Annotated in this window: 24 protein-coding genes; 4 read left to right on the plus strand and 20 right to left on the minus strand. The window is 60.1% G+C overall.

Annotated features, from left to right (window positions below; genetic code table 11):
- Nucleotides 1-50 precede the first annotated feature (50 nt).
- From bamA to rpsB, 9 genes are all read right to left on the minus strand, one after another.
- Nucleotides 51-2,402: an outer membrane protein assembly factor BamA gene (bamA, locus tag PSEST_RS13790; RefSeq protein WP_015277591.1), complete on the minus strand. Its 2,352-nt coding sequence runs from the start codon at nucleotides 2,400-2,402 to the stop codon at nucleotides 51-53.
- Between the two features lie 69 nt (nucleotides 2,403-2,471).
- Nucleotides 2,472-3,824: an RIP metalloprotease RseP gene (gene rseP / locus PSEST_RS13795; protein ID WP_015277592.1), complete on the minus strand. Its 1,353-nt coding sequence runs from the start codon at nucleotides 3,822-3,824 to the stop codon at nucleotides 2,472-2,474.
- 59 nt (nucleotides 3,825-3,883) lie between these two features.
- Nucleotides 3,884-5,074, minus strand: coding sequence for a 1-deoxy-D-xylulose-5-phosphate reductoisomerase (ispC, locus tag PSEST_RS13800; RefSeq protein WP_015277593.1), 1,191 nt, complete (start codon nucleotides 5,072-5,074; stop codon nucleotides 3,884-3,886).
- Nucleotides 5,071-5,886, minus strand: coding sequence for a phosphatidate cytidylyltransferase (locus tag PSEST_RS13805; protein WP_015277594.1), 816 nt, complete (start codon nucleotides 5,884-5,886; stop codon nucleotides 5,071-5,073). Before PSEST_RS13805 ends, ispC begins: the two co-directional genes overlap by 4 nt.
- Complete coding sequence (uppS, locus tag PSEST_RS13810; protein WP_015277595.1) at nucleotides 5,880-6,641, minus strand: polyprenyl diphosphate synthase; 762 nt, start codon at nucleotides 6,639-6,641, stop codon at nucleotides 5,880-5,882. The genes PSEST_RS13805 and uppS overlap by 7 nt, the downstream gene beginning before the upstream one ends.
- A 133-nt stretch (nucleotides 6,642-6,774) precedes the next feature.
- The gene (frr, locus tag PSEST_RS13815; protein ID WP_015277596.1) at nucleotides 6,775-7,332 is read right to left on the minus strand and encodes a ribosome recycling factor; all 558 of its coding nucleotides are present in this window, start codon (nucleotides 7,330-7,332) and stop codon (nucleotides 6,775-6,777) included.
- Nucleotides 7,329-8,072, minus strand: a complete 744-nt coding sequence (gene pyrH / locus PSEST_RS13820; protein ID WP_014819904.1) for a UMP kinase — start codon at nucleotides 8,070-8,072, stop codon at nucleotides 7,329-7,331. The genes frr and pyrH overlap by 4 nt, the downstream gene beginning before the upstream one ends.
- A 196-nt stretch (nucleotides 8,073-8,268) precedes the next feature.
- Entirely contained in the window at nucleotides 8,269-9,132 is an 864-nt protein-coding gene (tsf, locus tag PSEST_RS13825) for a translation elongation factor Ts (protein ID WP_015277597.1), read from the minus strand.
- Between the two features lie 128 nt (nucleotides 9,133-9,260).
- On the minus strand, nucleotides 9,261-10,001 hold the full coding sequence (gene rpsB, locus PSEST_RS13830; protein ID WP_015277598.1) for a 30S ribosomal protein S2: 741 nt from the start codon (nucleotides 9,999-10,001) through the stop codon (nucleotides 9,261-9,263).
- 287 nt (nucleotides 10,002-10,288) lie between these two features.
- Between rpsB and map the strand changes: the two genes are divergently transcribed.
- Nucleotides 10,289-11,071, plus strand: a complete 783-nt coding sequence (map, locus tag PSEST_RS13835; RefSeq protein ID WP_015277599.1) for a type I methionyl aminopeptidase — start codon at nucleotides 10,289-10,291, stop codon at nucleotides 11,069-11,071.
- Nucleotides 11,072-11,109: 38 nt separating this feature from the next.
- The gene (locus PSEST_RS13840) at nucleotides 11,110-13,812 is read left to right on the plus strand and encodes a [protein-PII] uridylyltransferase (RefSeq protein WP_015277600.1); all 2,703 of its coding nucleotides are present in this window, start codon (nucleotides 11,110-11,112) and stop codon (nucleotides 13,810-13,812) included.
- Between the two features lie 52 nt (nucleotides 13,813-13,864).
- On the opposite strand, the gene PSEST_RS13845 is transcribed toward PSEST_RS13840, so the two are convergent.
- The 7 genes from PSEST_RS13845 to PSEST_RS13875 form a co-directional block, all read right to left on the minus strand.
- A complete protein-coding gene (locus PSEST_RS13845) occupies nucleotides 13,865-14,194 on the minus strand; it encodes a Na+/H+ antiporter subunit G (RefSeq protein WP_015277601.1) in 330 nt (109 codons plus the stop codon).
- Nucleotides 14,195-14,203: 9 nt separating this feature from the next.
- Complete coding sequence (locus PSEST_RS13850) at nucleotides 14,204-14,473, minus strand: K+/H+ antiporter subunit F (RefSeq protein ID WP_003285751.1); 270 nt, start codon at nucleotides 14,471-14,473, stop codon at nucleotides 14,204-14,206.
- On the minus strand, nucleotides 14,458-14,958 hold the full coding sequence (locus PSEST_RS13855) for a Na+/H+ antiporter subunit E (RefSeq protein WP_015277602.1): 501 nt from the start codon (nucleotides 14,956-14,958) through the stop codon (nucleotides 14,458-14,460). Before PSEST_RS13855 ends, PSEST_RS13850 begins: the two co-directional genes overlap by 16 nt.
- Nucleotides 14,955-16,454: a monovalent cation/H+ antiporter subunit D gene (locus PSEST_RS13860; protein WP_015277603.1), complete on the minus strand. Its 1,500-nt coding sequence runs from the start codon at nucleotides 16,452-16,454 to the stop codon at nucleotides 14,955-14,957. Before PSEST_RS13860 ends, PSEST_RS13855 begins: the two co-directional genes overlap by 4 nt.
- Complete coding sequence (locus tag PSEST_RS13865; protein ID WP_015277604.1) at nucleotides 16,454-16,780, minus strand: Na+/H+ antiporter subunit C; 327 nt, start codon at nucleotides 16,778-16,780, stop codon at nucleotides 16,454-16,456. Before PSEST_RS13865 ends, PSEST_RS13860 begins: the two co-directional genes overlap by 1 nt.
- Nucleotides 16,780-19,572 (minus strand): monovalent cation/H+ antiporter subunit A, encoded by a 2,793-nt coding sequence (locus tag PSEST_RS13870; protein WP_015277605.1) that lies wholly within the window; start codon nucleotides 19,570-19,572, stop codon nucleotides 16,780-16,782. The genes PSEST_RS13865 and PSEST_RS13870 overlap by 1 nt, the downstream gene beginning before the upstream one ends.
- A gap of 216 nt (nucleotides 19,573-19,788) precedes the next feature.
- Complete coding sequence (locus PSEST_RS13875) at nucleotides 19,789-20,250, minus strand: glycine zipper domain-containing protein (protein WP_015277606.1); 462 nt, start codon at nucleotides 20,248-20,250, stop codon at nucleotides 19,789-19,791.
- Between the two features lie 165 nt (nucleotides 20,251-20,415).
- On the opposite strand from PSEST_RS13875, the gene PSEST_RS13880 reads away from it, so the two are divergent.
- The gene (locus tag PSEST_RS13880; RefSeq protein WP_015277607.1) at nucleotides 20,416-20,652 is read left to right on the plus strand and encodes a hypothetical protein; all 237 of its coding nucleotides are present in this window, start codon (nucleotides 20,416-20,418) and stop codon (nucleotides 20,650-20,652) included.
- 213 nt (nucleotides 20,653-20,865) lie between these two features.
- On the opposite strand, the gene pdxH is transcribed toward PSEST_RS13880, so the two are convergent.
- From pdxH to dinG, 4 genes are all read right to left on the minus strand, one after another.
- Complete coding sequence (gene pdxH / locus PSEST_RS13885; RefSeq protein ID WP_015277608.1) at nucleotides 20,866-21,513, minus strand: pyridoxamine 5'-phosphate oxidase; 648 nt, start codon at nucleotides 21,511-21,513, stop codon at nucleotides 20,866-20,868.
- A 198-nt stretch (nucleotides 21,514-21,711) separates the two neighbouring features.
- Nucleotides 21,712-22,338, minus strand: coding sequence for an OmpA family protein (locus tag PSEST_RS13890; RefSeq protein WP_015277609.1), 627 nt, complete (start codon nucleotides 22,336-22,338; stop codon nucleotides 21,712-21,714).
- 135 nt (nucleotides 22,339-22,473) lie between these two features.
- The gene (locus tag PSEST_RS13895; protein ID WP_015277610.1) at nucleotides 22,474-23,622 is read right to left on the minus strand and encodes a serine hydrolase domain-containing protein; all 1,149 of its coding nucleotides are present in this window, start codon (nucleotides 23,620-23,622) and stop codon (nucleotides 22,474-22,476) included.
- A 112-nt stretch (nucleotides 23,623-23,734) separates the two neighbouring features.
- Entirely contained in the window at nucleotides 23,735-25,879 is a 2,145-nt protein-coding gene (gene dinG, locus PSEST_RS13900) for an ATP-dependent DNA helicase DinG (RefSeq protein ID WP_015277611.1), read from the minus strand.
- An 86-nt stretch (nucleotides 25,880-25,965) separates the two neighbouring features.
- On the opposite strand from dinG, the gene PSEST_RS13905 reads away from it, so the two are divergent.
- Nucleotides 25,966-26,430, plus strand: coding sequence for a CopD family protein (locus tag PSEST_RS13905; protein WP_015277612.1), 465 nt, complete (start codon nucleotides 25,966-25,968; stop codon nucleotides 26,428-26,430).
- Nucleotides 26,431-26,466: the final 36 nt, after the last annotated feature.

A 26,466-nucleotide genomic window follows, 5' to 3' on the forward strand; every position in this document is an offset into this window, starting at 1 on the left:
GGTAAACACCACTCCTGAAAGAAAAACACGGCAGCATCAACGCCGCGATATTAGAACGTTTGTCCCAGCGAGAACTGGAATACCTGGGTATCGGCATCGTCGGGCTTAACCACCGGCATGGCCAGGCTGAAGCTCAGCGGACCCATCGCGGTGATCCAGGTCAGGCCAACACCGACGGAGCTGGCCATGTCGCCGAAGTCGATATCGCTGCAATTGGCCGCACCTGACGGGCAATTGGTGTTGAACACATTACCGACGTCCCAGAATACGGAGGTTCGCAGAGAGCGCTGATCCTTGACGAACGGCATCGGGAAGAGCACTTCCAGGCCACCCTGAATCAGCACGTTACCACCGAACGGCAACGGGTCCTGATCCGGATCTGCAATAGTTCCCGGACGCGTGCCATCGCTCGGCGTGCTACGCGGCCCAAGACTGCTGTCTTCGAAACCCCGCACAGAGTTGAAGCCGCCTGCGTAGTAATGCTCGTAGAACGGCAGACTTGAAGTCGAGCCGTAGGCGTCGCCGTAACCCAGGCGTGTATGCATGCGCAGGGTGTAGTCCTTGCTCATCGGCACGAACAGCTGGCCGTTGTAGTCAAGTTTGTAGAACGACAGATCACTACCCGGAATGGTGGTTTCGAAAACCAGGCTCTGAGAGTGGCCACGCGTAGCAAGCACACCGCGGTTAAGCGTCGATTCCGACCAGCCTACCGACGCCTTGAAGTTGAGGAAGCTGTCGCCCTCCTCTTCCATGAAGTCGAAGATCTCATCCACGGTGTAGCGGCCGGTATCCAGATCGTCCTGCTGTACGGTCAAGCCGAAGGACAGCCGCGAGGTTTCGCTGATCGGATAGCCAATATTGACGCCACCACCCAGACTGTCCACCGAGTAACTGGAAACGTCATAGTCCAGCTCATCGTAATCAGTGGTGCGATAGAAGGCGTTATAACCGAGGCTGACACCATCTTCGGTCCAGTAGGGGTCCACAAAACCGAAGTTGTAACGCGACTGGTACTCGCTGCGGGTCAGACCTAGCGACACGCGATTGCCGGTACCGAGGAAGTTGTTCTGGCTGATGGAGCCACCAAGGATCAGACCGGCATTCTGCGCAAAACCGATGCTGGCCATGATCGAACCGGACGGCTGCTCTTCGACACTGTAGTTAACGTCGATCTGATCATCCGTGCCCGGGACCTGGGGCGTCTCAACGTTAACTTCCTTGAAGAAACCGAGACGCTCGAGGCGAGTCTTGGATTGGTCGATCAGATAGGTCGAAGCCCAACCACCTTCCATCTGGCGCATCTCGCGACGCAACACTTCGTCTTCGGTCTTGGTATTGCCGCGGAAGTTGATGCGGTTGACGTACGCACGCTTGCCCGGATCGACGACAAAGGTAATGGACACCGTATTGTCTTCGTCGTGGGCCTCTGGAACGCCATTGACGTTGGCGAAGGTATAACCTTCATTACCCAACCGCCGGGTGATCAATTCGGAAGTTGTGGTCATCACCTTACGCGAGAAGACCTGCCCTTCCTTGGCCAGTAGCAGCGCCTCGATCTCTTCCTGCGGCACCTTGAGATCGCCACTGAGCTTGACGTCGCGAACCGTATAGCGCTCGCCTTCGTCGATATTCACCGTGACATAGACATGCTTCTTGTCAGGGGTGATGGATACCTGGGTCGAGGTGATATCCATGTTGATGTAGCCGCGATCCAGATAGTAGGAACGCAGCCGCTCCAGGTCACCGGACAGCTTTTCACGAGCGTATTTGTCGTCGTTGCGGAAGAAAGAGAGCCAATTGGTCGTTTTCAACTCGAAAAGATCGACCAGGTCTTCGTCGGCAAACACAGAGTTACCAACGATGTTGACGTGCTTGATGGCCGCAACCGAGCCTTCGTTGATCTTGATCTTCAGCGCAACACGATTGCGCGGCTGGGCGACAACTTCTGTCTCGATGGTTGCCGAGTAGCGGCCCTGCGCGACGTACTGGCGTTGCAACTCGTTGCGCACGCCTTCGAGCGTGGCACGCTGAAAAATCTCACCTTCGGCCAGTCCGGACTGCTGCAGGCCTGAGAGCAGATCCTCGGTCTTGATCGCCTTGTTACCTTCGATCTCGATGCCCGAAATCGACGGCCGCTCGACTACGCTGATGACCAGCACATCGCCTTCGCGCCCAAGCTGGATATCTTGAAAGAAGCCGGTCCGAAAAAGCGCACGAGTTGCATCGACGAGACGGGTATCGTCAGCAGCTTCACCAACGTTCAAAGGCAATGCGCCGAATACGCTGCCAGCGGAAACCCGCTGCAGGCCGTTGACCCGGATATCGGAGATAGTGAAGGACTCAGCGTGAACTTCGGCAATCATCAATGCGGAAATAACCGCAGGTAGCAGCAGACGTTTCATGAAGTCCTTTCTTATTCAAACCTGATAAATGAACCGGCGATTCGGCACGGCGACACTACGGATTCGGCGTTACAGACGGCCAAGATCATTGACCAGTGCTAGCAGCATCACCCCTACCACGAGGCTGATACCGATCTGTACCCCCCATCCCTGCACCCGCTCCGACAGAGGACGTCCGCGGACCCACTCGACGAGATAGAAGAGCAGATGGCCGCCATCGAGCACCGGGATAGGCAATAGATTGAGAACCCCCAGGCTTATGCTCAGGTAGGCCAGGAAATTGAGGAAATCCCCCAGCCCCGACTGGGCAGAAGCGCCCGCCACTTTAGCAATGGTTATCGGGCCGCTCAAGTTTTTTACCGAGAGCTCACCGAAGAGCATTTTCTTCAGCGAATCGAGGGTCAGCAGGCTCATGGTCCAGGTGCGCCTGACACCCTCTGCCACTGCATCGAGAGGGCCAAACCTGACTTCGCGCAGCATCTCTGCCGGCCACTCTCCGCCGTCAACTCCTGCACCAAGATAACCGCGTCGCGCTTCCCCCTCGCCGCGAGCCGCCAACGTCAGCGGCACATCCAGGCGCTGACCGTCACGCTCAACCTGCAGTGAAACCGGCTCTCCGGGCAATACCTTGACCGCATCTATTACCTGCTGCCAATCGTCGAGCGGCCGCTGATTCAGGCTCAGCAAACGGTCACCGAGACGGATACCCGCCGCTTGCGCTGGCCCCTCGGGATCCAACTGGGCGATAACCGGCGCGATTTGCGGGCGCCAAGGCCTGATACCAAGCGAGGTGATGGGATCCGGTTCTTCAACTCCTTTCAACCAGTTCTGCAGCGGAACCTGCAGATGGCGCTCGGCAGTGCTACCCATGTCGCGAACCGTCAGATCGAGCCGACCGCTTTCGCCCAAGCGACGAACCAACTGCAGATTGACTTCGGCCCAGCCACTGACCGGCTTGCCGTTGACCGCAACGATCTCCTGATCGACGGCCAAGCCTGCCTGCGCTGCAAGACTACCGGGCTCAACAGCGCCAACAACGGGACGCACCTGCTCGCTACCAAGCATTGCCAGGAGCCAGAAGAACACCAGAGCGAGAAGAAAGTTGGCCAGCGGACCGGCCGACACGATGGCGAAGCGCTGGCGTACAGTCTTGCGGTTGAAGGCGCTATCGAGCATAGCCGCTGGTACGTCACCTTCCCGCTCGTCGAGCATCTTGACGTAGCCACCCAACGGTATGGCTGCGATGACGAACTCGGTGCCGTGCCGATCATGCCAGCGAACGAGCGGACTGCCGAAACCGACAGAGAATCGCAGCACCTTGACCCCGCAACGGCGTGCGACCCAGAAATGACCGAATTCGTGGAATGTCACCAGCACCCCAAGCGCAACAAGGGTGCCAATGATCATATAGAGCGCGCCCATACTTCCCTCCGGGATTGGGTCTGTAGACGTTTCGCTGCGAGCCTCGAGGCCGGCAGACCCTATCGCCCGTGGCGGCTCAACCAGGTTTCGGCGCCTTTGCGCGCCTGCCTGTCCGCCGCCAATACATCTTCAAGGCAGGCGGTCGGGACCGCTGCCTCACGATTCAATACGTCGTCGATGATACTCGCGATCTCGGTGAAACGAATGCGTCGATTGAGAAAGGCATCGACCGCCACCTCGTTCGCGGCATTGAGCATGGCTGGCGCCGTGCCGCTAATTTCCGCTGCTTGCCGAGCGAGTCGCAAACAAGGGAAGCGCAGATCGTCGGGCGTTTGAAAGTCCAACCTACCGACCTGCAGTAAATCGAGCGCCGATACGCCGGAATCAATCCGCTCCGGCCACGCCAATGCGTGAGCAATCGGCGTGCGCATGTCGGGATTGCCAAGCTGCGCGAGGACCGAACCGTCCACGTAATCCACCATCGAGTGGATGACGCTTTGCGGATGAATCACCACCTCGACCTGTTGCGGTCGCGCATCGAACAACCAGCAGGCCTCGATCAGCTCAAGCCCCTTGTTCATCATGCTTGCCGAGTCTACCGAGATCTTGCGACCCATCGACCAGTTGGGATGCGCACAGGCCTGCTCAGGCGTCACGTCCGCCAGGAGCTGCGGTGCGACATCACGAAATGGGCCACCGGACGCGGTCAGCAATATTCGTCGAACACCAACAGCCGCCAGCCCCTGAGCGTAGTTGGATGGCAGACATTGAAAGATAGCGTTGTGTTCGCTGTCGATCGGCAGCAGTACTGCCTTGCTATCGCGCAGCGCCTGCATGAACAGCGCGCCGGACATTACCAGCGCCTCCTTGTTTGCCAGCAGAACGCGCTTGCCGGCCTGAACAGCCGCAAGCGTCGGCTTGAGCCCGGCGGCGCCGACGATAGCAGCCATGACCACATCTGCTTCTGGATGAGCAGCCACCTCGCTCAAGCCGCCCTCGCCGCTCAAAACCCGGGTCAGAACGCCATCGGAACGCAGCTGTTCCTGCAACGTCGCAGCCTGCACCTCATCGCCTACAACTGCGTAGTCCGGTCGATGCTTGATGCAGAGGGAGCGCAGCTCGGCGAGCCGGCTGAAGCCGGTCAACGCGAAAACGCGATAGCGATCAGGGTGACGTGCGATGACGTCCAGCGTGCTCAGCCCAATCGATCCGGTAGCACCCAGCACAGTGATCTGCAAAGGTCGAGTCACAGCGCGCCCCAGCCGGCAAGCCACAACAGCACCGCGAATACGGGCACGGCGGCAGTCAGACTGTCTATACGATCCATGACACCACCATGCCCAGGCAGTAGCTGACTGCTGTCCTTGATGCCTGAACTGCGCTTGAACATGCTTTCAGTAAGGTCACCGATCACCGAGATCAGGACCACCACTGCAGCACCTAACAAAGCCAGAATCAGTTCTCGCGGCGCCCAGCCACGATAGACCCCAACAGCAAGCGTAACCACAAGACTGGTCAGCAGCCCCCCTACCAGCCCCTCCCAGCTCTTGCCTGGACTTACCTGCGGCGCAAGCTTGCGCTTTCCGAATGCCTTGCCAGAAAAATACGCACCAATATCGGCAACCCAAACCAGCACCATCACAGCCAGGATCAACCAGTTGCCGAGCGACCACTGCTTGAGCACAACCAAGGCTTGCCATGCCGGCAACAGAATCGCCAGCCCGATCAGCAAGCTGCCAACAGGACCACCCCATAAACGACTACTCTCGGGATACGTCAGCACCAGATAGGTCGCAGCAAGCCACCAGAAGATCGCCAGCGCCAACAGCCACGGCGTCAGCCCGGGAAGCTGATACAGCGCGACCAGGAGCGCCACGACCAAGGCGGCATACCCCACGCGAGCCGGCTGGCTGGCGAAACCGGCTAACCGCGCCCACTCCCAGGCACCTAGCGCGACGACCAGGCCAATGAACAGCGCAAACGCAAGCCCATGCAGAAAGAAAAACCCGATGATCGCGACGGGGAGAAGGATGGCAGCCGTGATGATCCGCTGTTTCAGCATTCGACCTTGACCTCGCTTTCAACCTGCTCGCCAGTCTTGCCAAAACGGCGCTGGCGAGTGGAGAAGTCGGCGAGCGCCTTGCGCATCGCGACATGCTTGAAATCCGGCCAGTAGAGGTCGGAAAAGTACAACTCCGCATAGGCAAGCTGCCAAAGCAGGAAATTACTGATACGCCGCTCGCCGCCGGTTCGAATGCACAGATCAGGTAGCGGCATATCGCCAGTCGCCAGATAGCTCTGGAAGAGAGCCGGTGTTATTTCAGCAGGGTTCAACCGGCCGGCCTGCGCCTCGGTAGCCAGGTGTTGAGCCGCTTGAAGAATGTCCCATTGGCCGCCGTAGTTGGCCGCGACCTGGAGTACGAAGCGATGGTTGCCGGCAGTGATCTCCTCGACCTCCAACATTGCCGCCTGGAGCTCCGGATGGAAGCGCGCACGATCGCCGATGATGCGCAGCCGGATACCGTTTTCATCGAGCTTGCGCGCCTCGCGCCTGAGGGCCGAAAGAAACAGCTCCATCAGTGCACCTACTTCGTCCGCTGGGCGCTGCCAGTTCTCACTGGAAAACGCGAACAGCGTCAGCACCTCGACACCGGAATCGGCACAGACCTCAATAACCGCGCGAACCGCGTCGACACCGGCCTTGTGTCCGGCCACGCCAGGCAGCAAACGCCTCTTCGCCCAGCGGTTGTTGCCATCCATGATGATCGCCACGTGACGGGGTACATTCCGCCCGGCGATCTGCCTGACCTTTTCCATGAACAACTCTACTTGCGCTAAAACACGCTGCGAACCAAAAGAAAAAGCTGCAAGCAACAGCTCGGTGGCATCCACACCACCGCGCCACGGAGGCCTCGCGAACCCGTGACGCGACAGCGTTTCGATGCCGGCCCTACACCGCCATCAGGTCGCCTTCTTTGACCTCAAGAGCCTTGTCGATCTCGGCAACATATTTATCGGTTAGCTTCTGGACGTCATCCTGGCCACGACGTTCATCGTCCTCGCTGATTTCCTTTTCCTTGACCAGGTCCTTCAGCTGCGCGATTGCATCACGACGGATGTTACGCACCGCGACGCGCGCATTTTCGGCCTCTGCACGCGCCTGCTTGGTGTAACCCTTGCGGGTTTCCTCGGTCAGTGCCGGCATCGGCACGCGAATGGTGGTACCAGCGGTCGCCGGATTCAAACCCAGATCCGAAGTCATGATCGCTTTCTCTACCGCCTGGATCATGCTCTTGTCGAACACGGTCAGCGCCAGCGTCCGAGAGTCCTCGGCGATCACGTTGGCGACCTGGCGCAGCGGCGTGTCGGAACCGTAGTAGGACACCATCACGCTGTCGAGGATGCTGGGATGTGCGCGACCGGTACGGATCTTGGCGAACGCATGGTCCAGCGATTCCAGGGTTTTCTTCATGCGCTCCTGCGCGTCTTGCTTGATCTCATTGATCATTCTTTCGATTCCTCGATCAGTGTTCCTTCGGCGCCACCAAGCACAATGTTGAGCAGGGCACCAGGCTTGTTCATGTTGAAGACCCGCAGCGGCATGTTGTGGTCACGACACAGGCAGATGGCCGTCAGATCCATCACGCCAAGCTTGCGATCAAGCACTTCATCGTAGGTAAGCTCGGCAAACTTCTCGGCATTGGGATCCTTGAACGGATCTGCGGTGTAGACACCGTCAACCTTGGTGGCCTTGAGCACGACATCCGCCTGGATCTCGATGGCACGCAGGCAGGCCGCCGAGTCGGTGGTGAAGAACGGATTACCCGTACCCGCCGAGAAGATCACCACTTCGCCAGTCTTCAGATGGCGCATCGCTTTGCGGCGATCATAGTGATCGGTTACTCCGACCATGGAAATGGCAGACATGACCAGTGCCGGGATATTCGAGCGCTCGAGCGCATCGCGCATGGCCAGCGCGTTCATCACCGTGGCCAGCATCCCCATGTGATCGCCAGTCACGCGATCCATGCCAGCCGCCGAAAGCGCCGCGCCACGAAACAGGTTGCCACCACCGATAACCAGACCGACTTCGACCCCGATCCCCACCAGCTGGCCGACTTCCAGAGCCATGCGATCGAGGACCTTCGGGTCGATACCGAAGTCTTCGGAGCCCATCAAGGCCTCGCCGCTCAATTTGAGCAGAATGCGTTTATAGCGAGGATTGCGTGCACTCATCTGCTGAGCCATTGGCGTGTTATCTCCTGCGGCGTGCTATGACCAAGTCTGTATGACCCAGACCAAAAATATCTGCGCTTTGACAGCGCAACCCGGGGTTGGTGCCAAGCGATGACTATATCGTGACAAAAAAACAAATCCTCTGCCCAATTCGACAAAGAGGCCGCACGCGTAAGCGGGCAGCCTCTTGTCAAACCGCGAAGCGATCTTACTTCTTGGTCGCAGCTACCTGAGCAGCCACTTCGGCAGCGAAGTCGACCTCTGCCTTCTCGATACCCTCGCCTACTTCGTAGCGAACGAAGGATACGATTTCGGCGCCGGCTTTCTTGGCCAGCTCACCGACCTTGATTTCCGGGTCCTTGACGAAAGCCTGCTCAACCAGACTGGCTTCGGCCAGAAACTTGTTGATGCGGCCCTTGACCATGTTCTCGACGATGTTTTCCGGCTTGCCGGCAATCTTGTCGGCATTGAGCTGCAGGAAGATTTCCTTCTCCTTGGCAACCAGCTCTTCGGAAACGTCAGCCGGGCTCAGAACAGCCGGATTGCTGGCGGCTACGTGCATGGCGATATCTTTGGCCAGCTCGGCATCGCCACCTTTCAGAGTGACCAGCACGCCGATGCGGTGGCCGTGCAGGTAAGCACCAACAACTTCGCCCTCAACTGCAGTCAGGCGACGAATATTGACGTTCTCACCACACTTGGCGACCAGCGCCTCGCGAGCGGACTCACGGGATGCGACCAGCGGAGCCACTTCGGTCAGCTTCTGCTCGAATGCTTCGTCCAGGCTATCCTTGACGAATGCTTTGAAGTCGTCCTGCAGAGCCAGGAAGTCAGTCTGCGAGTTGACTTCGATGATCAGGCCACGGCCACCCTCGACGCGAACGGCGATCGAGCCTTCGGCAGCGATGTTGCCCGACTTCTTGGCAGCCTTGATGGCGCCGGAAGCACGCATGTCGTCGATCGCTTTTTCGATGTCGCCACCGGCGGCAACCAGAGCCTTCTTGCACTCCATCATGCCCTGACCGGTACGCTCGCGCAGTTCTTTGACCAAGGCTGCAGTGATTTCTGCCATGTTGGGAATCCTCTCGATTTGGTTTCTAAACCACTCACCCATGACACGGGTGATCAATTCGCAAGAGACAAAAAGGGGGGCCTAGCCCCCTTTTTGTTCATCGGGTGTCACGCCGCAGTGCGCCGGACTTAGCCCTGAGCCGCCTCGGAAGCAACTTCCTCGACGAACTCGTCAGCGCCACCGGCACCGTTCTGGCGACCGCGCAGAACAGCATCAGCCATGGAGCCGAGGTAGAGTTGCACGGCACGGATGGCGTCATCATTACCAGGAATGATGTAGTCAACGCCTTCCGGGCTGCTGTTGGTATCGACGATACCGATGACCGGGATACCCAGCTTGTTGGCTTCGGAGATGGCGATGCGCTCGTGATCGACGTCAACGACGAACATGGCATCTGGCAGGCCGCCCATATCCTTGATACCACCCAGGCTGCGCTCGAGCTTCTCGAGGTCACGGGTGCGCATCAGGGCTTCTTTCTTGGTCAGCTTCTCGAAAGTACCGTCCTGGGACTGAACTTCCAGCTCACGCAGACGCTTGATGGAGGCGCGGATGGTTTTGTAGTTGGTCAGCATGCCGCCCAACCAGCGGTGATCGACATACGGCGAGTTGCAGCGAGCAGCTTCTTCGCGAACGATCTTGCCAGCGGAACGCTTGGTGCCAACGAACAGAATCTTGTTCTTGCCTGCAGCCAGCTTTTCAACGAAACGCAGCGCGTCGTTGAACATCGGCAGGGTCTTTTCCAAGTTGATGATATGGATCTTGTTGCGCGCGCCGAAAATGTACTTATCCATTTTCGGGTTCCAGTAACGGGTCTGGTGGCCGAAGTGCACACCGGCCTTCAGCATATCGCGCATAGTGACTTGAGACATGAGCAGTCCTCGAATAAGTCGGGTTAGGCCTCCACGCGTCCCGATATCCAACTCTTGCGAGCACCCAGGATACCGTGTCGACACGTGTGTGGGGTTAGGCTCGACGGGTCTACCCCGCTGAGCGGCGCGTTTTATAGCATAAAGGCTACAGAGAGGCTACTGCTTTGAACTCTCCAGCGGCACGCCCGGCAGCCGACGATGCCTGACCTGCAGGCTGTGGGTGCTTTGGTTTATCATCGCGACTTTCCGTTTTTCGCCTTCGCCTGCGGGCGTAATCAGAGGTTTGCATGACAGTCACCATCAAGACGCCCGAAGATATCGAGAAGATGCGCATTGCCGGGCGTCTCGCCGCCGAGGTTCTCGAGATGATCGGCGAGCACGTCAAGCCAGGCGTCACCACCGAAGAGCTCGACCGCCTCTGCCACGAGCATATTGTCAATGTGCAGCAGGCCATTCCCGCGCCGCTGAATTACAAGGGCTTTCCCAAGTCGATCTGCACGTCGATCAACCATGTCGTCTGCCATGGCATCCCGAACGACAAGCCGCTGAAGGACGGTGACATCCTCAATATCGATATCACCGTTATCAAGGACGGCTATCACGGTGACACTAGCAAGATGTTCATGGTCGGCAAGGTGCCTGAGTGGGCTGAGCGCCTCTGCCAAGTCACTCAGGAATGCCTCTATAAAGGTATCGAGCTGGTTCGCCCCGGCGCCCGCCTTGGCGATATTGGCGAGGTGATCCAAAAGCACGCAGAGAAAAACGGTTTTTCCGTAGTCCGCGAGTATTGCGGTCACGGCATCGGCAAGGTCTTTCATGAAGAGCCACAGGTGCTGCACTACGGGCGAGCCGGCACCGGGATGGAGCTCAAGGAAGGGATGACCTTCACGATCGAGCCGATGATCAACCAGGGCCGCTCGGAGACCCGTTTGCTCGGCGATGGTTGGACCGCCATCACCAAGGACCGCAAGCTGTCGGCGCAATGGGAGCACACCATACTGGTCACCGCAGACGGCTACGAGATTTTCACCTTGCGCAGCGACGACACCATCGCCCGCACCTCTGCCTGAGAATTCCCCAGCCGCAGCACCCATGGGAGGACGTTCGCATGCCCCAGGTTGACCCGGAGCTGTTTGATCGCAGCCAGTTTCAGGCAGAACTGGCGCTGAAGGCCAGCCCCATCGCCGCGTACAAGAAGGCCATACGCCAGGCGCGGCAGGTGCTTGACGAGCGCTTCAAGGCTGGCCGGGACATCCGTCGTCTGATCCAGGACAGAGCCTGGTTCGTCGACCAGATTCTGCGATCAGCTTGGGATCGCTTCGACTGGAACAAGGGCGCCGACATCGCCCTCGTCGCGGTAGGCGGCTACGGACGGGGCGAGCTGCACCCCTATTCCGATATCGACCTGCTCATCCTGCTGGACGAGAACGACCAAGAGGTCTTCCGCAATTCGATAGAGGGGTTCCTCACCCTGCTCTGGGACATCGGATTGGAGGTTGGTCAGGCGGTGCGCTCGGTTGCCGAATGCGCCGAGGAAGCCCGCGCCGACCTCACGGTCATCACCAACCTCATGGAAAGCCGGACGATCGCCGGCCCCGAGCGCCTGCGCCAGGCGATGCTGCAGGTGACACGCACGGAGCAGATGTGGCCGAGCAAGGAATTCTTCCTCGCCAAGCGCAACGAGCAGCGCGCACGCCACGCCAAGTACAACAACACCGAATACAACCTGGAGCCCAACGTGAAGGGCTCTCCAGGCGGCCTGCGCGACATCCAGACCATTCTCTGGATTGCTCGTCGCGAGTTCGGCACCCTCAACCTGCAAGCCATGGTTGACCAGGGCTTCCTTACCGAAGGCGAGCACAGCCTGCTCACCGCGGCCCAGGAATTTCTCTGGAAGGTCCGTTATGGCCTGCACATGCTTGCCGGTCGCGCCGAAGACCGGCTGCTGTTCGACCACCAGCGCAGCCTCGCCGCGCTGCTGGGCTATGAGGACAACGATGCCAAGCTGGCCATCGAACGCTTCATGCAGAAGTACTACCGGGTCGTCATGAGCATCGCCGAACTCAGCGATCTGGTCGGCCAGCATTTCGCTGAAGTGATTCTCTGGGAAGGTGAATCAGGTCCGATCGTGCCGCTCAACAGCCGCTTTCAGGTTCGCGACGGCTACCTTGAAGTCAGCAATCCAGCCATCTTCAAGCGCACCCCCTTCGCCATTCTGGAAACCTTCGTGCTGCTGGCTCAGCATCCGGACATTCAGGGAGTGCGCTCCGACACCATTCGCCTGCTCCGCGACCATCGCTACCTGATCGATGACGTCTTCCGCCAGGATCTGCGCAACACCAGCCTGTTCATCGAGCTGTTCAAGTGCAAGGAAGGCATCCACCGCAACCTCAGGCGCATGAACCGCTACGGCATTCTTGGCCGCTACCTGCCAGAATTCGGGCATATCGTCGGGCAGATGCAGCACGATCTGTTCCATATCTATACGGTCGACGCGCACACACTCAATGTCATCAAGTATTTGCGCAAGCTGACCAAACCGGGCGTGGCCGAAAAATATCCGCTGGCCAGCAAACTGGTCGAGAAGCTGCCCAAGCCAGAGCTGATCTATATCGCCGGGCTGTACCACGATATCGCCAAAGGTCGTGGCGGCGATCATTCGGAACTTGGCGCGGTGGATGCCGAACAGTTCTGCAGCCGGCACAAGTTGCCGGCGTGGGACACCCGGCTGGTGGTCTGGCTGGTGGAAAACCATCTGGTCATGTCCACCACCGCCCAGCGCAAGGATCTGTCTGACCCGCAGGTGATCAACGATTTCGCCCAACTGGTCGGCGACGAGACGCACCTGGATTATCTCTACGTTCTGACTGTTGCGGACATCAACGCCACCAACCCGACGCTGTGGAACTCCTGGCGCGCGAGCCTGCTGCGCCAGCTCTATACCGAAACCAAGCGGGCTCTGAAACGCGGGCTGGAAAACCCACTTGGACGCGAAGAGCAGATCCGCCAGACCCAGCGTGCCGCGCTCGATGACCTGGTGCGTCACGGCACCGATCCGGACGACGCCGAACAGCTCTGGGCGCAGCTGGGCGACGACTATTTCCTGCGCCATACCGCTACCGACGTCGCCTGGCACACCGATGCGATCATCGAGCACCCGGCCAACGGCGGGCCGCTGGTTCTGATCAAGGAAACCACTCAGCGCGAATTCGAAGGCGGCACGCAGATATTCATTTACGCGCCGGACCAGCATGACTTCTTCGCCGTCACCGTGGCGGCCATGGATCAGCTCAACCTGAACATCCATGACGCACGCATTCTGACGTCGAGCAGCCAGTTCACACTCGACACCTACATCGTGCTGGATGCCGACGGCAGCCCCATCGGCAACAATCCGGAACGCATCGACGAAATCCGCAAGGGCCTGATCGCCGCACTACGCAACCCGGACGATTACCTGACCATCATCCAGCGCCGCGTTCCACGGCAGCTCAAGCACTTCGCCTTTCCGCCGCAGGTCACCATCCACAACGACACGCAGCGGCCACAGACGATTCTGGAGATCATCGCGCCGGACCGGCCCGGTCTGTTGGCACGGGTGGGCCAGTTGTTCCTCGATTTCGATCTATCGGTACAGAACGCCAAGATCGCCACCCTGGGCGAACGCGTGGAGGACGTGTTCTTCGTTACCGATGCAGACAATCAGCCGCTGTCCGACCCGCAGTTCTGCTTGCGCCTGCAACAGGCACTGATCAAGGAGCTGCAGCAAGAGAACGAGCAGCAACCCTCCCCCAGCAGCATCGTGATCTGAGCGAATCTCGCCACCTTCCTGCACGCCCGCGGCGGCAGGAGGGTCGCTCGGCTCAATCCCAGGGTTTTCCGCGGGTCTGCTCGACGGCTGGCAGTTTCTGCTGCATCGCAGCCTTGGCCAGGATATGTGCGCTGACAGGCGCGGTAAGGAAGAGAAACAGCGTGATCAGCAACTCGTGCAGACTCAGGCTGCCATTCTGGTTGCTGAAAAAGATCATCGATGCGATGACGACACCTCCTACTCCAAGCGTCGTAGCCTTGGTCGGGCCATGCAGGCGCGTGTAGAAATCCGGCAGGCGATACAAGCCGATCGCACCGACCAGAGCGAACAGGCTACCGATGATCAGGAAAACGCTTACCAGTACTTCAATCCAAAATGGCATGTCGCCCCCTCAATCAATGATATCGCCGTGCAGCAGGTGCTTGCCGACTGCCACGGTACTGACGAACCCCATCACGGCGATCAACAGTGCCGCCTCGAAAAACAGGTCCGAGGCCAGCCAGATACCGAACAGCACGATGAGCGCAAGGGCGTTGATGTACAGCGTGTCGAGCGCGAGCACCCGGTCAGGCATGTCCGGGCCCTGGACCAGACGGACGACGTTCAACACAGCCGCCACACCCAGCACGGCCATGCAGAGCGGAATTACGTAGGCGAGCATTCGAAGATCTCCAGCAGCGGTGCTTCATAGTTGCGTTTGACGTCGGCGATCAGCGCATCGACATCCGGCACATCCAGCGCATGCACCATCAGCGTCCGGCGATCCGGACTCAGGCACGCCGACACCGTACCCGGCGTCAACGAGATGATGCTGGCCAGGGTAGCCAGGGCAAACTCATTCTCGATCGCCATGGGCACCTCGATGAATGCCGGGCGCAGATTCTTCTTCGGCCCCAACACCAGCTTGGCGACCTGCACATTGGCAATCACGATGTCATAGAGAACCTTGAGCGTGAAAAGGCACAGCCTCAGCGGCTTGCGGATGGTTGGCACCTCGATGAGGAAGCCGCGGACCAGAAGCGGAATACCCCAGCCGAGAAATAGCCCAAGCAGAAGATGGCCAAAGCTCAGCGTGTTGTGCAGCAGCAACCAGAGCAGCGCCAGCAGCAAGGTCAGCGCAGGACTCGGTAACCAGCGGGACCTCATGCCGCACCTCCCGGAACGATCTGCAAATAGGGCGCGACGTCGAGCAGCTGAGCTGCGGTAGCCTGCATGAATGCCTGTAGCGGCCCGGCCGCCGCCACCAGAGCCACGCTCGCAAGGAGCAGCCCCGCCGTGGCGACCACTCGGATCGGATCAGCCACCTGCCCCACCGCTTCCGAAGCATGACGCCAGAACACCAGGCTACCGGCGCGACTGAGCGCGATCAGCATGCCCAGACCACCGACCAGCACGACAGCCCATAGCGCTATGGCGTCCGGACCGACGTCGATGGCGCGCAGCAGCATCACTTTGCCGAGAAAGCCGGAAAAAGGCGGGAGTCCGGCAACCGAAATCGCCCCCATGAAGAACAGCGAGCCAAGCAGCAATGGTTGGCGCAGGGCTGGCGCTGAGACCAAGTCGGTGCCTAGATCGCCGCGCTGGCGAGCGATCAGGTCGGCAAGCAGGAACAGTCCACCGGCAACCAGCGTGCTGTGCACCAGGTAATACAGCGCAGCGGCGAGACCCACATCGGTGCCCAGGGCGATACCGGCGAGAAGCGTTCCTACCGAAACCACCACCAGATACGCCAACAGCACCTGCAGGTTCCGTGCAGCCAATGCGCCTATCACCGCAGCACCAAGGGTCAGCAGCGCCAATGGCCAGAGCCAGACTTCGACCATATTGCTCAGCTCGCCCGCCTCGCTGCCGAAAACCAGGGTAAACACCCGCACGATTGCGTACAGCCCGACCTTGGTCATGATGGCGAACAGGGCGGCGACCGGTGCAGTAGCCGAGGCATAGGCACGGGGCAGCCAGAAATAAAGCGGCAGGATGGCACCCTTCAGCGCAAAGACCACCAGCAACAGATAGCCCGCGGCGGCAAGCAACGGCGCATCGGCCGGTTCGGCGGCGCTCACGCGGCCCGCCATATCGGCCATGTTCAGCGTGCCCAGCAGGCCATAAAGCATGCTGACGCCAATCAGGAACAGCGATGAACCGAGCAGATTCAACACCACGTAGTGCATGCCGGCACGCACCCGTCTCTGCCCATGCCCGTGCAACAGCAAGGCATACGAGGAGATCAGCAGAATCTCGAAGAAGACGAAGAGGTTGAACAGGTCGCCGGTGAGAAAGGCGCCGTTGATGCCGAGCAGCTGAAACTGATAGAGCGCATGGAAGTTCGGGCCACGCTCATCGTCACCGCGACTGGCATACAGCACGGCGAAGCCTGCCAGAACAGCAGTCACCAGCAACATGAGCGCGCTGAGGCGGTCGAGCATGAGGATGATGCCGAATGGAGGCTGCCAACTGCCAAGGGCATAGATGCGCAGCTGACCATCATCGGAGAGCAGCACCAGCCAGAGTGCTATTGGCACGAGCGCCCAGGTCGCTGCCAGCGAGAGCAAGCGTTTGGCTGGCTTGCCCATCCGGTGAGCGAACAGCAGTACCGCGCCCACGAACAAGGGCACCAGCAATGGAAGGATCAACGCATGATTCATCAGCGGGGCTCCTGCCCATCGACATGGTCGGTGCGCAACTCACCGATACTGCGCAGCGCCAGCACCACTACGAATGCAGTCATGGCAAAGCCGATGACGATCGCAGTAAGAACCAGAGCCTGAGGCAACGGGTCGCCATATTCAGCGCTCTTGCCGATGACCGCCGGAACGCCGGTAGCCAGACGGCCCATGGAAAAAATGAACAGGTTGACCGCGTAGGAAATCAGCGTAAGCCCCATCACCACCGGGAAGATCCGCGCACGCAAAAGCAGATAGACACCGCTGGCGGTCATTATTCCAAGCGTAATCGCAAACACAGCTTCCATCAGAGCACCTCCCTGCTCGTCTCGTCCTGCCTGACCTGGCCGATATTGGAAAGGATCAGCAACGTCGCCCCGACAACCACCAGATAAACCCCCAGATCAAACAGCATTGCGGTAGCCAGCTCGAACTCACCGATAAGCGGCAGATGGAAATGATCGAACGCGGATGTGAGGAACGAGTGCCCGAACAGCAAACTGCCCAGCCCGGTTGCGCCCGCAATGAGCAGGCCGGCGCCGCACATGGCGTGATAGCTGAACGGCTGGCGCGCCTGAGCCCAGGCCACGCCATGGGCGATGTACTGCAGAATCAACGCGACGGCCGTGATAAGACCGGCGATGAAGCCGCCACCCGGCAGGTTATGCCCGCGCAAGAAGATGAACGCCGAAATCAGCAAAGCCATCGGCAGCAGCGCGCGCGCCAGTGCATCGAGCATCATTGGATGCTTGTCCAGCGACCAGAGCCGCCCACCTGCGTCTCGAATCGGATGGGGCAAGCGCAGCCCGTAGAGCAGGCTGTAGATACCAACGCCGGCGATCGCCAGAACGGCAATCTCACCCAACGTATCGAAGCCGCGGAAGTCGACCAGAATCACGTTAACGACATTGGTACCGCCACCGCCCGAGACACTGTTCTCGAGGAAAAACGAGGCAATGCTGTCGTAAGGACGCGTTAGCACCGTATAGGCAAGCAGCGCCACCATCGTGCCGCAGCCACCGGCGAGAATGAAATCACGGAAGGCGCGCAGGCTGCTCGATTCGGCAGGCGTGCGATCGGGCATGAAGAACAGCGCCAGAATGAGCAGGATTATCGTCACCACCTCAACCGACAGCTGCGTGAGCGCCAGATCCGGAGCCGAGTAGCGAGCGAAGCCCAGGGCGACCATCAGACCGACAACGCTGAGCACCATCAACGCCACCAGACGCCGGCGATGGAACAGCACCGTCAACAATGACGTCAGCGCCAGGATCACCATCCCCGCCACGGTAATACCGTCCAGCGGCGTCAGTGCGACCGTGCCGTGGAGCGTTTGCAGGGGAGTCAACGCGAAGACAACCAGCACCAACGTACTGATCAGCATGAGCGCGATGTACCTTTGCAGCGATCCGTTCTCCAACAGACTGGTGATGTAACGTGCGCCAAGGGTCAAGCCGGCCATCACGCGCTCGAAGACTTCCAGCGAATCGACAGTAGGCAGCCCCTCGTACCAGCGGAACGCCCACTTGCGCAGCGAGTAGATCAGGATGCCCCCGATCAGCGCCACGAAGCTCATCGCCAACGGCAGATTGAAACCATGCCAGATCGACAGGCTGTACTCCGGCACGTTTCCGTTCAGGGTACCCGACACCGCGGCAGCCAATAGCGGGCCGACGGTAAATGCCGGCAGCATGCCCACCAGCAGGCAAAGCAGCACCAGAATCTCCACCGGTATCTTCATGTAGCGCGCAGGCTCATGCGGTGGATATTTAGGTAGGTCAATGGGTTCACCATTGAAGAACACGTCGTGCACGAAACGCAGCGAATAGGCGACCGAGAACGCACCAGCCAGGGTCGCGGCCGCAGGAATGGTCCAGTAGAAGCTGCCGAGCAAATGCTGATCGAGCGTCTCGGCGAAGAACATCTCCTTGCTCAGGAAGCCGTTGAGCAGCGGCACCCCCGCCATCGCCAGTGACGCTACCATGGCCAGCGCAGCCGTATGCGGCATGTACTTCCACATGCCGTTGATGCGCCGCATGTCACGCGTCCCGGTCTCGTGGTCGATGATCCCTGCGGCCATGAACAGCGAGGCCTTGAACGTGGCGTGGTTGATGATATGGAAGATCGCTGCCACGGCTGCCAATCGGGAGTCCAGGCCGAACAGCAGCGTGATCAGGCCCAGGTGGCTGATGGTGGAATAGGCCAGCAGCCCCTTGAGGTCATGCTGAAACAGCGCCATCACTGCGCCCAGCAGCAACGTCGTCAAGCCAGTGATGCTGACCAGATAGAACCACCATTCCGACTCCGCCAGCGCAGGATAAAGCCGCGCGAGCAGAAATACGCCAGCCTTGACCATCGTCGCCGAGTGCAGGAAAGCGGACACCGGCGTCGGCGCGGCCATCGCCTGCGGCAACCAGAAATGAAAGGGAAACTGCGCCGACTTGGTGAACACGCCAAGCAAGACCAGGATCAACGCGACGGGGTAAAGGGCGTTGGCGCGAATCAGGTCACCCGATGCCAGCACCGTCGTCAGCTCGAAACTGCCGACGATATAACCGATCAGCAGAATGCCAGCGAGCAGCGCCAACCCGCCGCCACCCGTCACCGCCAGCGCCATACGCGCGCCCTGGCGGGCATCGGCACGATAATTCCAGTAGCCGATCAGCAGGAACGACGAAAGGCTCGTCAGCTCCCAGAACATAAGCATCAGCAACAGGTTCTCGGACAGCACCACGCCGAGCATCGCGCCCATGAACAGCAGGAAGAACCCGTAAAAGCGCCCCATCGGATCCTTCTTCGACAGGTAGTAGCGCGCATAGAGAATCACCAGCAAACCGATGCCGAGAATCAACAGGGCGAACAGAAAACCCAGCCCATCCAGGCGCAGACTGAGGTTCAGGCCCAGCTGGGGCAGCCAGTCGTAATGAATGATCTCGGTCTGACCGGCGAACACATCGGCACGCTTGGACAGCAACAAGATCAGCGCGGCCAGCGGCGCAAGCCCAGCACCGAAGGCGCAGGCGGAGCGACCAAAACGCTCCAGGAAAAGGGGCAAGAAGATGCCCAGAAATGGCAAAGCGATAATCAGCGCAAGCGCCATGAACGAGACCCCTTAAGCCACCGTTTCGGAGGCGTTCTTATCCTTGCAGGCACAGCAACTGCCTGAAACAGCACACAAATGTGCGCCCGATTATCCATACGGATGATGCCGGCGTCATGGATTCATGTATTACGAAAAACAAAAGGCGCCGCCTCCGTCCCGTTTTTCGGAACGGATGGCAGCGCCCAGTTCAGCTCAGGACAACAGTGAAGCAGATCAAGGGGCGACGCGACTGGTGCCACTGACAGTCATGATGCGCACCCGCTGCCCGACCCGGAACACCTGATTCGGCTCGACCGCCTGAACGTAGGCACGCATGTTGCCATCATCCTCACGAACGGTAATCTCAACGCCCTGCGTGCGGGTGATACCCTCCTCCGCAGCCGCGCCGAGCATGCCACCCGCCACCGCACCGATCACGGCGGCGACTGCACTGCCGCGTCCGCCGCCGACGCCGCTACCGGCAACTCCGCCAACAACCGCGCCCGCGCCAGAACCAATGGGCGTCTTGGTGCCTTCGATCTTGACCGGACGCAGGGATTCGATGGTTCCATAGCGCACCGTCTGAACGGCACGAGCCTCGTCTCGAGAATAGGTATCTCCAGTAAGGCTGGACGCGCAGCCACCCATAGCCAAAGCCAAGGCAGTGAAGGAAGCGACAAAAATGGATTTACGCATTGTGATTCTCCTGCAAGCAGCTGTTTCGTTCCGGGTGTGGCCTGGCGTGACAGCGATGAAAAAGCGCTTGGCAACTTCACCATCCTGACTCAGCATTTGCCACCTTCGAGGCATACATATGCGAGTCGAACCTGGTGCGCCGGGTTCCTTCCTAAGAGACGACCCATGGATTACTTCATCATAGCTATCACCACGGTGGCCGGCCTGGCTTTTCATGCATGGCTCATAGTCCGCTTCCGCCGCTGGGCCGATCGCGATCTGGCGCTATCCATGGCCGGCGACGACCCGGCCAAACGCAGCTGGATGTTACAACGGCTCGCCGAAGCAAAGACCGAAAAGATCAAACGGCGGGACCTGGAGAACTGGCTCAAGCAGCAGGCCCAACGTTACCCGGCGGCATAATGAAATCCGCAGCCCAGTCGCAGCAGCACTAGCGCTATCGAGCTGAATCATCAGACCGCAGAACAGGCGCTTTCTCAAAGCAAGGGTGTGGCCTTTGCGTTACGACAGATTACCGATCACAGGGCGACGACGGCGCCAGCGTTCGCCCTACCATGTGGCATCCCTGCAAATCACGACTAGGTAAGGCTTGCGCGGCTGCCGTCGCGCCTTGGATCAGGGTGCCAGGCGCTCGCGCTGCCAGCTGTTGGCGACCAGGCGGTAGTCGAGCCGGTCATGCAAGCGGCTCGCGCGCCCCTGCCAGAATTCCATCCGTTCCGGCAGCAGGCGATAGCCGCCCCAATGCGGAGGGCAATGCGGAGCCTTGTCGAGAAAGCGCTGTTCAGTCTCGGCCAGCAGACGCTCCAGCGCCGCCCGGTCCGGAATGACCTGACTTTGCGGCGAGGCCCAGGCTCCCAGCCGGCTGCCCAATGGGCGGACATGGAAATAGGCATCCGATTCATCTTGGCTGACCTTCTCCACCCGCCCCTCGATCCGCACCTGCCGCTCGAGCGTCGGCCAGAAAAATGTCATGGCGGCAAAAGGCGTCGCCTGCAGCTGTTGCCCTTTGGCACTGTCATAGTTGGTGAAGAAGGTGAAGCCGCGCTCATCCAGCGCCTTGAGCAGAAGGATGCGGCAGTGCGGACGACCGTCAGCGTCGACCGTTGCCAGCGACATTGCATTTGGCTCTACCGGAGCCTGCTCCGTCTTCATCGCTTCGGTAAACCACTGATGGAACAGACCGAAAGGCTCGGCGGGGGCATTGGCCTCGCTGAGTCCGTCACGGGTGTAATCACGGCGCATATCGGCCAGGGTCTGGATCATCACATGGCTCCTTGTTTTCGAATAAGCAGGCTTCAGCGTACCAAGCGGCTGGTAGCCGGGCGACGGTCGATTACCGAGCCGGCCTGCAAAGTAAAGGTTAGCCGCCTTCCCGCATCCCGCGCTTGATTCAAGGCAACCATGCCGAACGAAAACAGGCCCGCAAGCGGGCCTGTTCGACATCACACAATCTGGGTAGCGTTATTTTGCCACCTCGGCTTGAGCCACCTGGGTTGCAGGCTGCGCGGGCTGCTCATACTGGGCAATCAGCGCCAGCATCGTTGTTTGCGGCGCCAGAACCATCTCAACCCGACGATTCAGCGCTCGACCTTCCTTGCTGTCATTCGCGGCACGCGGCATGTCGGAGCCCAGACCGCGAATGCGCAGACGGTCGTGCTTGAGCCCGCTCAGGCGGAAGATGGCCGCTACCGCACCAGCACGCTCACGGCTGATGGTGCGATTGATTTCATCGGCGCCGGTACTGTCAGCATGGCCGAGCACGACGACTGCGGTCTTGTCGTCCTTCTCTACCAGCTTGGCTACCCGAGTGATTGGCCCCAGGGTAACCGGCAGAAGCATGCCAGGACGGTCAGGGTTGAACGATGAATCCACCGGCGCGGTAACCACCAGCACACTTTCGCGCCGCTCCACCTCAAAACCTGTACCCACCAGAGCGTCACGCAGTTTCGGCTCATACTCGTCGAGCCAGGCATAATCGACCTTGGCGGCAACCGGAGCGGCCACTTCGCTGGGCTTTTCGCTTTTCGAGCTACAGCCCGCTACGACGATCATGCAGAAGATCAGTGAGACGCTTTTCAGCAGGTTCATGAGCAAGTTTCCGTCAACCACGAGCGTTCTGGGAGGGGCGACCTGCCAAGGCGAGGCCACTGGTGAGGTCGAGTTGAAATTGTGGACGCAAGTCCTTCTTTTGAAAAGCCTGCCTAACCAGAAGTGACGAGTGGTTCATCGCATGCATTCCGCGACGCAACGCGCCAACGCTTGTGCACGTGGATCCATCAGAACATATGGCCCAAGAGTATTGGTCACAAAGCCGAATGCCAGCTGGCGATCCGGGTCGGCAAAACCGATGCTGCCTCCAGCGCCCGGGTGACCAAAGGCCTGCGCGCCCATGCCGAATGTAGCATTGGCAACGTCCGGCTGATCCAGCCAGCAACCCAGACCGAAGCGTGTGGCGGCCAGCAGGGTGCGATCCTCCCCGGCGCTGTGCTGGCGTGTCATCTCGCGCAGCAGCGCCTCGTCGAGCAACTTGCCTTGCAGCAAACCGGTATAGAACCCCGCCAACGAACGCGCATTGCCATGACCGTTGGCGGCTGGCTGCGCCATGCGGCGCCACTCCGGCTTGTTGCCGCTGCTCATGATCGACGGCGGGTTATTGAATGCTTTGGTACTGATTGACTCCGATTCGCTCATAAGCGTCTTGAACAGTCGCTGCGCAGAAGCATCGCCAAAATCGTTCTTGGTCCGAGTGAGATAAGCGACGCGATCGGCATCCACATCATCCACGCCGACATGGAAATCCAGTCCAAGTGGTGCAGCCGTGCGGCGTGTGATCGACTCGCCCGGGCCGCAGCCATCGACACGACGCAGCAGCTCGCCCACCAGCCAACCATAGGTCATCGCGGCGTAGCCCTGATCAGTGCCAGGCGTCCACCATGGTTCTTCGGCGGCCAGCGCCGCGGTCATGACATCCCAGTCGTACAGTGCTTCTGCGGGCAACGGTCTACGTATTGCCGGCAAACCCGCTCGATGGCAGAGCAGCTGACGCAGGGTGATGGCGGCCTTGCCATTGGTGGCGAACTCCGGCCATACACGTGCAACAGGTTCGTCCAGCTCCAGCTTGCCCTCGCCGACCAGCTGCAGCGCAGCGACTGCGGTAAACGTCTTGGTACAGGAAAACAGGTTGACCAAGGTATCGCTGTGCCAGACCTGCTCTCCCTGGTTGTCGGCAACGCCCGCCCAGAGATCGACGACCGTCTCGCCACCAATCTGCACGCAGAGTGCCGCTCCGCGTTGCTGAGTGCCTTCGAACAGTGAGCCGAATGCCTCGCGAACCGCTTCGAAACGAAGATCGAAATAGCCTTGAACCTGCACGTTGCCACCCTCTCGAAGTCTGTGCCTCGCATTCTTGCAACCGTCGCCTGGCAATGGAACCGCCAGGCGGCGCGGTGATGGACGAGCATCGCGCCCGGTTATCGCAGCCTGCTCAGCCGATTTCGCGGCGAAACGGCGGCAGCGCATTGAGAATCGCCTTGCCGTAGCGCTGCGTTACCACCCGTCGGTCGAGCAGCGTGATGGTTCCGCGATCCGTCTCGGTACGCAGCAGACGCCCACAGGCCTGCACCAACCGCAGCGAGGCATCCGGCACAGCGATCTCCATGAAGGGGTTGCCGCCACGCGCTCCGATCCACTCTGCCAGAGCGGCCTCGACCGGGTCATCCGGCACAGCGAACGGAATCTTGGCAATCACCACATGCTCGCAGTAGGCCCCGGGCAGGTCCACGCCTTCGGCGAAACTGGCCAGGCCGAACAAGACGCTGGACTCGCCGTCGTCGACCCGCGCCTTGTGTTTGTTCAGGGTTTCCTGCTTGGACAGGTTGCCCTGGATCAGAACCCGGCGGCGCCAATCACGCTCCAGCCCATCGAACACGTCCTGCATCTGCTTGCGTGAGGAAAACAGTACCAACGTGCCCCGGGCGCCCTCGACCAATGCTGGCAATTCGCGAACGATCGCCGCCGTGTGTGCTGCGGCGTCGCGCGGATCGGCCTTGAGGTCCGGCACGCGAAGCACGCCGGCATCGGCATGGTGAAAGGGACTCGGCACCACGGCAGTGACGGCGCCCTTTGGCAAGCCAGCCCGCATGCGGTAACGATCGAAGCTATTGAGGGCGGTCAGCGTCGCCGAAGTCACCAGCGCACCGAAAGCGACATTCCAGAGATTGCGCCGCAGTGTCTCCGCAGCGAGGATCGGGCTGGCATTGACCTCGATATCGAACAGCGCACCACCTTCGGCCAACGTCAGCCAGCGCGCCATCGGCGGACTGTCTTCCGGATCCTCGACGGTGAACGCGGTCCACAACTCCCAATTACCCTGCGAGCGGGTCAGCAAGCTGCCGAACAGGGGGTACCACTCCTCGGCCTGATGGCTGGCGATCCCGCTGCCGGTTTCACCATCCATGTCCTCTTTGAGCAGCTCGGCGATGCGGGTGAACAGGTCGGTCAGCTTGGCGAAACCTTTCTTCAACTCTGTACCCAGCTCGACGAGATGCTCCGGCACCACGCCACCGACGAAGCGATGCCGGGGCCGCTCACGGCCTTCCATGTCTTCGCCAGCCTTGAAGTCGGCAAGCTGCTCGCAGGCGCTGAACATGAACTGCTGCTGGGTACGCAGCTCGCGCGCCAGTTCGGGAATGCCCTCGACCAGTCGACCGAGTTCGCCCGGAAGCGGATGCTGCGCAAGCAGCTTGGTCAGATTCTTTTCTACCTGCCCCAACCAGTCCGCGGTCGAGCGTAGCCTTGTGAAATGGGCGAAATGACCAATGGCCTTGTCCGGCAGGTGATGACCTTCATCGAATACATAGATCGTCTCACGCGGATCGGGCAGCACCGCGCCCCCGCCCAGCGCGAGATCGGCAAGCACCATGTCGTGATTGGTGACGATCACGTCAACCTTGGTCATGCCCTCTCGCGCCTTGTAGAACGCGCACTGCTGGAAGTTGGGACAATGCCGGCCCGTGCACTGACTATGATCGGTCGTCAGCTGCGACCAGTCAGAATCGCCCAGCTCCTCGGGCCAGCTGTCGCGATCTCCATCCCAACGATTGCCGGCGAGCTTCTCGATCATGCTGGTGAAGAGCTTCTGACTACGCTCATCGACCTCGATACGAAAACCCTCTTCCTCGAACAGCTGGGCGGTCGCGCTCTGCGCCTGCCCCTCCTGCAGCAACAGGTCCAGCTTGGATAAGCAGAGATAACGCCCGCGCCCTTTGGCCAGGGCGAAGCTGAAGTTCAGCCCGCTGTTGCGCATCAGGTCCGGCAGGTCCTTGTGCACGATCTGTTCCTGCAAAGCGACGGTCGCGGTGGCGATCACCAGGCGCTTGCCTGCCGCCTTCGCTGTAGGAATCGCTGCGAGGCTGTAGGCAACCGTTTTGCCAGTACCGGTACCCGCCTCAACCGCGACCACCGCCGGCTCGCTCTCGCGACGTCCTTCAGCGTCGGTCTTGATGGTGCCGAGCACCTTGGCCACTTCGGCGATCATCAGTCGCTGGCCATAGCGGGCCTTGAGCCCCTTGGCTTCGAGAAAGCGAGTGTAGGCGCCCTGGATCTGGGACTTGAGTTCGGTGCTGAGCATGGGCGCGGAGCTGTATATATTTTCAGTATTTCGATAGGGCGGCTATGATAACGCGCGTTCGCTCAACCGCCACCGGAGATTTGCCCATGACGCCCTTCGCCTTGCTCTACGCACTACACGTACTTGCCGCGACGGTTTGGGTGGGCGGCATGTTCTTCGCCTGGATGGTGTTGCGTCCGGCAGCCGTGGCGATGTTGCAGGCTCCGGAGCGACTGAAGCTGTGGGCTGATGTATTCCGGCGTTTTTTCGTCTGGGTCTGGGTAACGGTGCTGGTTCTGCCGGTAAGCGGAATTGGCATGTGGCACATGCGTTTCGGTGCGCTGGAAAGTGCGCCGCGCTATGTACACATCATGACAGGGCTGTATCTGGTGATGCTGGCGCTATTCCTGCGAATCCAGTTGCTGCAGTTACCGACGCTCAAACGCGCCGTCGCTGGCGAACAATGGCCCGAAGGAGGCGCAGTGCTCGGCCAGATTCGCCGACTGGTCGGCATCAACCTGGTGCTGGGCCTGCTGGTGATAGCACTGGCCAGCGCAAGACCACTGTTTTAGCGGACTCTAAACAAAACAGCCGGGCGCGAGGCCCGG

This window comes from Stutzerimonas stutzeri RCH2, from assembly GCF_000327065.1.
In the GTDB taxonomy this organism is placed as follows: domain Bacteria; phylum Pseudomonadota; class Gammaproteobacteria; order Pseudomonadales; family Pseudomonadaceae; genus Stutzerimonas; species Stutzerimonas stutzeri_AE.

Bases quoted from the DNA above. Each gene is read 5' to 3' on its own strand.
- bamA (WP_015277591.1), bottom strand. From the start codon at position 2,402: ATGAAACGTCTGCTGCTACCTGCGGTTATTTCCGCATTGATGATTGCC.
- rseP (WP_015277592.1), bottom strand. From the start codon at position 3,824: ATGGGCGCGCTCTATATGATCATTGGCACCCTTGTTGCGCTTGGGGTG.
- PSEST_RS13805 (WP_015277594.1), bottom strand. From the start codon at position 5,886: ATGCTGAAACAGCGGATCATCACGGCTGCCATCCTTCTCCCCGTCGCG.
- uppS (WP_015277595.1), bottom strand. From the start codon at position 6,641: ATGGAAAAGGTCAGGCAGATCGCCGGGCGGAATGTACCCCGTCACGTG.
- frr (WP_015277596.1), bottom strand. From the start codon at position 7,332: ATGATCAATGAGATCAAGCAAGACGCGCAGGAGCGCATGAAGAAAACC.
- pyrH (WP_014819904.1), bottom strand. From the start codon at position 8,072: ATGGCTCAGCAGATGAGTGCACGCAATCCTCGCTATAAACGCATTCTG.
- tsf (WP_015277597.1), bottom strand. From the start codon at position 9,132: ATGGCAGAAATCACTGCAGCCTTGGTCAAAGAACTGCGCGAGCGTACC.
- rpsB (WP_015277598.1), bottom strand. From the start codon at position 10,001: ATGTCTCAAGTCACTATGCGCGATATGCTGAAGGCCGGTGTGCACTTC.
- map (WP_015277599.1), top strand. From the start codon at position 10,289: ATGACAGTCACCATCAAGACGCCCGAAGATATCGAGAAGATGCGCATT.
- PSEST_RS13840 (WP_015277600.1), top strand. From the start codon at position 11,110: ATGCCCCAGGTTGACCCGGAGCTGTTTGATCGCAGCCAGTTTCAGGCA.
- PSEST_RS13845 (WP_015277601.1), bottom strand. From the start codon at position 14,194: ATGCCATTTTGGATTGAAGTACTGGTAAGCGTTTTCCTGATCATCGGT.
- PSEST_RS13850 (WP_003285751.1), bottom strand. From the start codon at position 14,473: ATGCTCGCCTACGTAATTCCGCTCTGCATGGCCGTGCTGGGTGTGGCG.
- PSEST_RS13855 (WP_015277602.1), bottom strand. From the start codon at position 14,958: ATGAGGTCCCGCTGGTTACCGAGTCCTGCGCTGACCTTGCTGCTGGCG.
- PSEST_RS13860 (WP_015277603.1), bottom strand. From the start codon at position 16,454: ATGAATCATGCGTTGATCCTTCCATTGCTGGTGCCCTTGTTCGTGGGC.
- PSEST_RS13865 (WP_015277604.1), bottom strand. From the start codon at position 16,780: ATGGAAGCTGTGTTTGCGATTACGCTTGGAATAATGACCGCCAGCGGT.
- PSEST_RS13870 (WP_015277605.1), bottom strand. From the start codon at position 19,572: ATGGCGCTTGCGCTGATTATCGCTTTGCCATTTCTGGGCATCTTCTTG.
- PSEST_RS13875 (WP_015277606.1), bottom strand. From the start codon at position 20,250: ATGCGTAAATCCATTTTTGTCGCTTCCTTCACTGCCTTGGCTTTGGCT.
- PSEST_RS13880 (WP_015277607.1), top strand. From the start codon at position 20,416: ATGGATTACTTCATCATAGCTATCACCACGGTGGCCGGCCTGGCTTTT.
- pdxH (WP_015277608.1), bottom strand. From the start codon at position 21,513: ATGATCCAGACCCTGGCCGATATGCGCCGTGATTACACCCGTGACGGA.
- PSEST_RS13890 (WP_015277609.1), bottom strand. From the start codon at position 22,338: ATGAACCTGCTGAAAAGCGTCTCACTGATCTTCTGCATGATCGTCGTA.
- dinG (WP_015277611.1), bottom strand. From the start codon at position 25,879: ATGCTCAGCACCGAACTCAAGTCCCAGATCCAGGGCGCCTACACTCGC.
- PSEST_RS13905 (WP_015277612.1), top strand. From the start codon at position 25,966: ATGACGCCCTTCGCCTTGCTCTACGCACTACACGTACTTGCCGCGACG.